This window comes from Legionella qingyii (assembly GCF_003184185.1).
The window spans coordinates 1-8,893 of sequence record NZ_QHJG01000066.1; the positions used below are offsets into that span (position 1 = coordinate 1).

An 8,893-nucleotide genomic window follows, 5' to 3' on the forward strand; every position below is an offset into this window, starting at 1 on the left:
TGTTTCCGCGAAGGCGGGAACGTATTTCTGGTCGGGTGTCGTGCTCATTTAGGAATAGATTTTCGCTTTCGCGGAAATGACAATAATCTTTAATTTAATGATAGTGATTCCTAGCTCCAATATGTCACGAGCTGATGACTTTTTGCTTCACAATCGGACTCAAGTTACACTGTATTTTTTACGTAGAGAAAGTATTGATGAAATTGAGATCACATAATCTTTTAACCTGGGTAACTCATCTTTTCTTGTTTTATAAAGAAAAAGTGTTCCGGAAATTATTACCCATAACAATAATTATTATCCTGTACGCGGTAATAATCGCTTGTTTTTTTGAAAACGCGACGCGTTATAGTGTTGGCCAATTCCATCTGATTTTTAGCTTTATCTTAACGATAATCATTAGTTTTAGAGTAAATACCAGTTATGCACGCTGGTGGGAAGGACGAATTTTATGGGGTTCGATTAATAATAATTGCAGAAATTTAGGTTTAAAGTTTGATGCCTATATAGGATTACAGGAATATCCTGATTTTTATGAATTGTTAAAAAAATTACCTATTATCATCAAAGCCCATTTACGCAAAGAAAGTAAAGAGATTCAAACAGAGTTACTTTCCTTATGTATACATGAATTTGAAGGGAAACATCCAGTTCTTATAGTAACGCAAAAGATGTATCGTATTCTGAATCAATTACGCCAAGAAAATAAGCTGCAGCTGGAGCAATATCTGGCGTTAGATACTCACATAGCTAATTTGATAGACATGACCGGGGGCTGTGAGCGAATCGCCAATACTCATGTCCCTTATGCCTTTGCCTTCTTTGTGAAACAAGCGATGCTTTTTTATGCCATCATGTTCCCTTTTGGTTGGGTAGATACATTTGGATTTTTGATTATTCCGATGATGGTTATGATTGTATATATTTTATTGGGTTTGGAAATATTATCTGAAGAATTGGAAGAACCATTTGGTAAAGATGACAACGATTTACCTTTAAGTACGATTGCAAAAAATATTGCTCGAAACATAGAGCAAATAGCAGAAACTAGGGAGACATGAATTTCGACATGTCACAATTCATCTATCTGTTGTTATATGCTCTTGAAAAATAAAAATATATAGGTTAGTTTTTTAATGTAAACAATTTATTCCTATGCTGTAAGATCCAATATAAATTGAGAGCAGCAGCCCCAAAAAACTTCATATAATCCTGAAGCTATAATGTTAGATATGAGATAAGGAAAGCTCAAATGACAAATAAAGTTACATCGGATCATGAACACTGCCACATACATCCAAATAAACGTATCTCCTGGACCGCCATTTTTGTTGGTGCATTAACTGCGCTAGGTCTCAGTTTTTTATTGAATCTTTTCGGAATTGCTATCGGATTAAGTGCTTTTAAAACGATGAGTAATGGATCCGTCATAGTAGTTGTGGGTGGGATGTTGGGAATCATTGTTGGTGTGGTGATTTCTACGCTTGTAGCAGGTTATGCGGCTGGTTATTTAGGACGCTTATATTGTCCTGAACGTAATTTGGGAATTATTTACGGTTTTATTACCTGGGTTATGGCTTTAATCATGGGGGCTGCCCTCATAGGACTATTAAGTCAATATGTAGTAACCTATACTAATTCCATTTCTCGTACTGTAGTAGCAGTTCCAATTACAGTGAATCAAATCTCCACTCCTGTGGGCACAACCAAAATTTCTTCTTCAACAAAGAATGGTCAGAAAGAAGCTATAGTAGAGGTTAATGTGACTCCAACAAATCTTGCTTCAGGTGCATACATAGTATTTGCGTTGTTTTTAGTGGGCGCTATATTTACTTGTGTGGGGGCCAGTTGGGGAATGCGGTGTAAGAGGGATGATAACTAATTTTCGGGTAACGTATCACACTGCATTTGCCCATATCAGGGAGATATAGGCAAATGCGCTTATTAATTTATGCAATTAAAATCATAGGGAAATACCACGGAAGCACTATTTTCCGGACCATTTAGAACAACATATCCTGCTTTTAAAACACATTGACCAATGGATGAGCCTTGCAAGGTATAACCTGGTGTCGAGTACACGGTTGCACTGATTGACAGAGGAGCTGGAGAACAAGGTATGTTATCTATAAATTGAGGTCCTTTTCCACCCATTAGGGTAAGTGACTTATTTAATCCCAGTTCATTAGACGTTACATTAAATGCAACATTCTGATCAAATGGAATTGGTGGTGTAGCAACAGCTACTTGGACCTTACAACTCATATCTTCGCCAGCATAAGCAGGAAGAAAAACGGATAAGTTGATGATAGAAAGAGTGGCTATCATTATTTTTTTCAACATAAAAAACTCCTGATTTTGATAGAATAGGGGGCTAACTGATAAGCTATTAAATTACACAGGCTCTATAAAATGATTTATTGCTTGATACATACCTGTATGTATGTTGATAACATAAGGTAGGTGAAAAATCCACCAATTTAGAAAAAAAAATAATGCTTAGGTAATTTTGTGAACACCGTTGGGATGGATTTAATTCGATTAATTTATTAAATACATTTTTATTAGAAATTTTTTGAACTGGCTATAGGAGTTAAATTAGAATGATGATGGTTCGAATAAATCAAGAGAAATAATGACCGCAACCATTCTTAAAACCCGACAGTTTGCCCAACTTGTGCTGATGATCCTTATTGGGATGAGCTGCTTGGCTCAAGCATATGCATTGTTACCTAATCACAGACAAACTCACGTAGCTTCTTCTTCTGTTCAGGTCAGACACAATCAGGAAATTATTGTGTTAGTACATGGTTTGATGCGTACTTCGCTTAGTATGTGGCCATTAAAAAATTATCTAAAAAGACAAGGCTATGAAGTTTATTCCTATAGTTACCCTTCTCCCAAATACAGTATTCAAGAACATGGTATTTATTTAAATCGATTTATTAAAAATTTATTAGAAAAAAATCCAGGCGTTAAAATTAATTTTGTGACTCATAGTCTTGGTGGAATTATTACCCGAGAAGCGTTATCCAACTTGTCGCAAAAGCAATTAAAAAATATAGGTAGCCTCATCATGTTGGCGCCGCCAAATCAAGGATCAAAATTAGCAAAACTCTCTACGACAATGTTTCCTTTGTTCACTTCTCCAATAAAACCATTGAGTGAGCTGAGTTCGGATCGATCGTCATATGTTCATCATGTGCCTGTGCCTAACATTAAAATAGGAATAATAGCTGGGCGTTATGATGCGAAAGTACCACCTGAGTCTGCGCGTTTGGAAGGTCAAAATGAACCGATTATTGTTAATTCCAATCATACATTTATAATGAATAATACAAAAACAAGACAATTAATTATGAGTTTTTTAAGAAAAGGATCTTTTGTTGAAGTGGTAGAGCGATAATTTAAAATCTGATCTTTCGGTTACCAAATTGCCATGGCCTTGTTCAGATCTTCTTCTTCTGGCTCTGCTCCCCAATCATAATCGGTCCCCTCATCATAACCTCGAATCATGGAACTCAATGTACGGATTATAAAAATAACGGGATGAATAGCAATACTGACCAGGCTAAGTGCAGTACCAACTAAATCATCAACAAGATTTAAAGCGTGGCTTGGTAAACTGGGCCAGGAAAATGGATTTAAAAGACAAAAAGGAGTAATTAACACACGCATTAAGAATGCGGTGAAGTCATATAGAGCGCGAAATATATGGCAGAAAAAGCTGGTAAATGCATCAAGATGAAAACCCAGGTTATAATAGGGATAGAACTTAAACTCCGCATAAATTGCGGCAGCCGCTGTGCATGTAGCGTTAAAAAATGTGCTCAGAATGATTCTCCTGAGGGACAACAGAGCGCCCATCTTATCCCATTTTTTATTGGGGTGCTACTGCTTGGCATCCACATTCATGGTCATTTTTTATATTTTGAAACAATCAATTAGCGAGGAAATTTTAAAAAGCAATCCGTTCTAAGATGAACAAAATTGATTGTTTTATTGTAAAGGAAAACACCGCATTGAAAATATTATTTTACATACTTAATCGAGTCGATAGAGTATTTGTTTTCTCAAAAATGAGTTCCGTAATTGATTTACTCAAGAGATCACGCACACCTTGTTTTTTTTCTGGAGTGATGCCAGTGAATAAATTTTTATACACTTCATGCTCATCGCTAAATGTACTTGTGCAAAAACCATTAATCTCTCGAAGATGCTCTCGCAAGTATGAGATAGTAGCTGTATTTTCATCTTTAGGCAGTACACTTTGGAATTCATTTTCAAGTTCTTCAACTTTTGCATAGGTTGCTAAAAGTAATAAAGTATCAAACACTTGAAGACGATTTGCTCTCTCGGATGTATCAGGAGTTTTTTCAAAGATAGCGCGCATATGATCGATAAAGTGTTCTACTTTATTTCTCTCTCGTGTGATTTTTTTCAGCAAACGAGTGTTCATGATTACTCCTGATCTAAAAGAACGAATTATATCGCATTAACTTTGCACTCTATACATTATAGTTGCAAATTGTTATCTAACTGACTTCAGTGTTAGTTGTTTTTATCTGTTTGGCTTCGGATTGGGAATTAATGATTTGCTCAACAATTAAATCAATATCTTCATGTAGCAAACATTCTTTCTGAACTTCCTTCAAACGTCCGAGTTGTCCATACAACACAAGCATTTGCAACAAGGCTTTTTCAGTTTTATTTTCTTCGATTTTATTATTGACTTGTTCTGGATCAATAATTTCCATAACGATTTGACCATTAGTTTCTTTTTTGACGGTTAAACAAGGTAATTTATTTTCACCCTGTATTACAATTTTAAATCCATGATCCATAACCGCGAATAATGAATCAATTTGAAATTCAGGATGTTTTAATCTGTCTAAAAAAAGATGCTGGTCGCTTTTGGCTCTAACATTAACTCGTGCTTTATTGAAAAAAGAAGCTAAATACATCAAGGAACCTTGAGCATGGTTTATTGTGAGTGTCTTTTCTCCATGCGTATCTACAGTAGCAATCAAAGGAGGAGTCACACCACGCGGTACATTGGTATTATAAAAAGCAATGGTAGTATTGGGAGCACAACAAGTTAATAAATTGAGACTTGCTGTTTTATGCATATGGAGCAAGCTGGTGGTGTTAACATATCGTCCTTTGTCAGCTGAACCGCTCTCTTCTTGTTTTGCTCTATCATAACAGCGTTTAACGACTTGGGACATATCATCTAAACACGCACAGACTATCACCGAATTATTATTTTTTTCTACTAAAGCTTTTTGTGATGATTTATAGGTAACGCCATCGATAATTATATTAGGTCTTTTGTCTTTTTGGGCCAAAATACGTTCTTCAACAAGTTCGCTGATTAAGTATGCGCTGTCTTGTGTGCGAATAAAGGCTTGTTCTGTTTCTCTCTTTTCAAATTCTTCCGTAAATGGCATAAATATGCCCCGATAATCATCTGTAGCGAGGGATACATAATCCTTTCGTTCTTCCTTTGTAATATATAGATTGGAAATAGTACTTTTACCGCTCGCTGCAGGACCTAAAAAAACAAAATCACGATTATCGGCCAAGGAATAAACTGGTTTTTTCTCAAGTTTATATTTTTGCACAAAATGGTCTAGGTTTTGATCCAAAAACGCAGACATTTTATTATTTACCAGTTGTTTTCGGACCTTATTCTTTTCCATTATCAAAAATGATTTGAATTCGGATTCGTATTCGAGGCTGTCTATGCTTAGAGATGGATGTACTTGTTGTATTCGCCTTTGAGCATTTTTAATACACTGCTGATGTACTTCTGTTTCATTAAGCAAATCATGAATGCTTGACCAATCAATTACCAGAGAATAGCTGTAACTTGCATCCATGATGTCATGAAATAATTTTTGAGCGAGCTTATTTACCTCTTCTGTGTCAACTCGGTAATCGGTAATTAATCGCGCAGCGAGATGAAGCATCAATGCTGTTTGCATTCTGGGTACTAACACATCAGTTAACCACTCTTCATGGGCGATATTTGCATGTGCTAATTGTTCTTGAATGTCACCTTCCATAAAATGAGGTTGTAATATACGATTGTATGTTTCCTGTAATTGTCTTTCTCGAGTGCTCCATCGATTAAAACCTTTCAGTGTTAAAATATGCCTCATATTGAAGTGAGCCAAGGCCGCTTCCCGTACTTCATTTAATCGCCCAGGAATTAATTTGAACGAACCCTCAGGAAGTTCCAGTTTTTCGCCTGATAATTTAAGGGATTCTACTTCAGGCCTCAATGATTCTAATGACAGCATTTTATGGCCATCACGAGTGTGTCGGGTGATTCTGATGCTGCTGAGTTTTTTTGCAGATGGCTTTAATTGAGCAGATGAAAGCGATTCTGATTGATGAGAATGAAGAATCTCAAGTAACGGTTTTTTCCTGGACGAATGGGTTATTGCTGGATGCTCCTCTTTTAACGGAGTTGGTAGTTTCACCAAAGCTTTAGAGGTTAAAGATTTATTATGCTTTTCATTATAAAATTTAATCCCCGAGGTAATCACTTCTTGTGTAAATTCACTTACCCCCTGGATTTCTCCATCTAAGTTTCCTGGGATAACATCAAGTATTTCATTATTACGATTATAAAGGATTGTCATGACATAATCATGAGGATCAACATGTGTATATGCTATTTCACCTAATTTGGTCTTTCCTACAATTTCTGCAAATGGTTTTGAATGAAATGATTCTTTACCACGAATAATATAGAGAATTTTTACATCGTGCATACCACCAAATTTAAGTGCAACATCAAATTTATCCGTAACGGAACGTGTTCCATCAACACCTGTAGCAGCCAAGGTTACCGCTGCTCCGGATCGAATCTCATGTTTTTTAATATTATTTTCTTGCCCAGATAATAAATGACTGTCAGCAGAATACTCACCCGTTCGGGTCATTTTTTTTGCAAAAAGTACGGTTTCCTCTAGGGAATCAGTTAAATGACCGCCTCTAAAAACAACAGGAGCTTCTGTCATTTTTAAGTTATCATTTTGATAACTCTGCACCGTGTGATAACGATGAACATCTTTTTTGAGATATGTTGTAAGTCTCATCTTAAGTTGTTCTCTAAAGACAAGAGGGGCAGGTAAAATGGAACCTTCTTTATCCGTTAAAAAAGAAAGGTCATTTTTATTTTTTATATCACGGACTGAAACAAAATTTCTGTCATTCACTAACCCACTCACCAACTCAATCAAATGCAATTTCCAAATTTTGTTTTCATCAGAGCTGTCGGTAACATATTGAGTTAACTTCTCATCAGATGAGTTGAATAGGAACTTTTTGATGAAATTTTCAAAATTTCCGACTGTTGAAGGTATATCATCTCCTGGTTGTAAAAGAGGGGTGCTGTTATAAAGCTTCTTAAGATTTTTTAAATGGACAACCAAGTGATCTATTTTTTCATCTAATTCCTTATCTTTTGCATTTGGATTATCCTCAAGGCTAGCAATAAGTGCTGTCATTTCTTTCATTAAGGCACCAACAGCCTCGATTTCTTTTTTAAATTCTTCATCTATTTCTGCAGGTTTTGTCATTTGTTTTATCAAGGCATCCAATTCCTGGTTATAGCGTTGACATGCTCCTGAAACCAAAAGATCTTTTAAGCGATCCAAATTTCCCTGATTTAACCATTGATAAAGACTAAATTTATATTTCTCATCCTTAACCAAATCGACTGCCGGTAAATGAGATAAAAATAGGCTTGTACCGATATCGCTTTCCAAAAAAGCAATACCCTTATCTTTTAATGCTAAAGTATTAAGTGCAATATCTCCTGTATGACCTCTTTGAGATGTAATTTTCAAAAGATCCTGTAAATGACTTTTTAGTTCTTCCTCGGTGGTTTGTTCATCCACGGTAAAAGCGCATTCACTAAAAGGGATGGATGCGGTAATTTCATTGCCAGCGACATCAATGACTGTATAGCTCAATTTATCTTGGAGTAATGTGACATATAACGTATTTGTTTGCAGTGGTTTTTTGGGGGGCTGTAAGCTTAAATCATAGCTAATTACCTGGAAAAAACTTGATAGCGATTTACTATCGATTTCTTTAGGTGCTGCAACATGATTGCTTTGTAACCTGCCTTTATTAAACTCTGCGGCAAGATACTGAGTAAATGACTGAAGAAAAGATTCATATAATGGCTCGTTTGCCATAAAAGTGATGAACTGATAATAATCATCTTCTTCTGTTATCTTATTAAAATTAGGGAAGCTCTTGTCTAATTTATTTTGTACATACAAAAATTGAGTAAATACCTCATCGAATTGCTCAAGAGTTATAATTCCTGCTGATTTTAAATGTTCCAGGGTAAGCTCTTTAGATTTTTTAGCAGTAATATGTAACGCTAATTTTTCTACAAAAAGGGAGTAACGGGGATTGTTCTGTAATTTCTCAATAGCATTTTGCAAGCACTTCTTATGAAATACATCCTCTCCTATACCCTCAATTATTTCATTCTGAATATTAATTTTTTGTTTTTGAGCATCTTGAAGAATAACAAGAGCAACCTCTGGAGCTATATTATCCCATTGGTAAATAATCCCATCTTTTGTTTGTTGCGAATAGCTGGTAGCAGATAAGCCAATTGCACCACGTAAAGTACGATGATACTCATATCGAGGTAGATCGCTAAAAGTCAAAGGATCAAAGTTTACACGCTGCTTTGAGTATATTTTCGTCATAATTATATCAAAATGTGCAAATTATAGACTAATAATTTAGCATAATATTATTAAGATTTTATTAATATAGACCTTTTATTGAGGCAATACAGGGCGATTTCATCAAAGTTTAAAAACCAATCACTTTTCTTAAGTATTGAGTAGAAAGA

Annotated in this window: 7 protein-coding genes; 3 read left to right on the plus strand and 4 right to left on the minus strand. The window is 35.4% G+C overall.

The genetic code is table 11. The annotated features are described in order from the left end of the window. The first annotated feature begins 197 nt into the window (after positions 1-197). A complete protein-coding gene (locus tag DGG96_RS20220; RefSeq protein ID WP_110144267.1) occupies positions 198-1,061 on the plus strand; it encodes a bestrophin family protein in 864 nt (287 codons plus the stop codon). Between the two features lie 191 nt (positions 1,062-1,252). After that, positions 1,253-1,882 (plus strand): hypothetical protein, encoded by a 630-nt coding sequence (locus DGG96_RS20225; protein ID WP_110144268.1) that lies wholly within the window; start codon positions 1,253-1,255, stop codon positions 1,880-1,882. A 62-nt stretch (positions 1,883-1,944) separates the two neighbouring features. Here the strand turns inward: DGG96_RS20225 and DGG96_RS20230 are convergent, their stop codons facing one another. After that, on the minus strand, positions 1,945-2,343 hold the full coding sequence (locus DGG96_RS20230; protein WP_110144269.1) for a hypothetical protein: 399 nt from the start codon (positions 2,341-2,343) through the stop codon (positions 1,945-1,947). A 292-nt stretch (positions 2,344-2,635) separates the two neighbouring features. Between DGG96_RS20230 and DGG96_RS20235 the strand changes: the two genes are divergently transcribed. Further along, positions 2,636-3,406 carry an esterase/lipase family protein gene (locus DGG96_RS20235; RefSeq protein ID WP_165831656.1) on the plus strand — a complete coding sequence of 257 codons (771 nt, stop codon included), beginning with the start codon at positions 2,636-2,638 and terminating at the stop codon, positions 3,404-3,406. Between the two features lie 20 nt (positions 3,407-3,426). On the opposite strand, the gene DGG96_RS20240 is transcribed toward DGG96_RS20235, so the two are convergent. From DGG96_RS20240 to DGG96_RS20250, 3 genes are all read right to left on the minus strand, one after another. Beyond that, positions 3,427-3,867: a hypothetical protein gene (locus DGG96_RS20240; protein WP_110144271.1), complete on the minus strand. Its 441-nt coding sequence runs from the start codon at positions 3,865-3,867 to the stop codon at positions 3,427-3,429. Positions 3,868-4,036: 169 nt separating this feature from the next. Next, positions 4,037-4,459 carry a hypothetical protein gene (locus DGG96_RS20245; RefSeq protein ID WP_110144272.1) on the minus strand — a complete coding sequence of 141 codons (423 nt, stop codon included), beginning with the start codon at positions 4,457-4,459 and terminating at the stop codon, positions 4,037-4,039. A gap of 76 nt (positions 4,460-4,535) precedes the next feature. Then, entirely contained in the window at positions 4,536-8,744 is a 4,209-nt protein-coding gene (locus DGG96_RS20250; protein WP_110144273.1) for a zeta toxin family protein, read from the minus strand. Positions 8,745-8,893 lie beyond the last annotated feature (149 nt).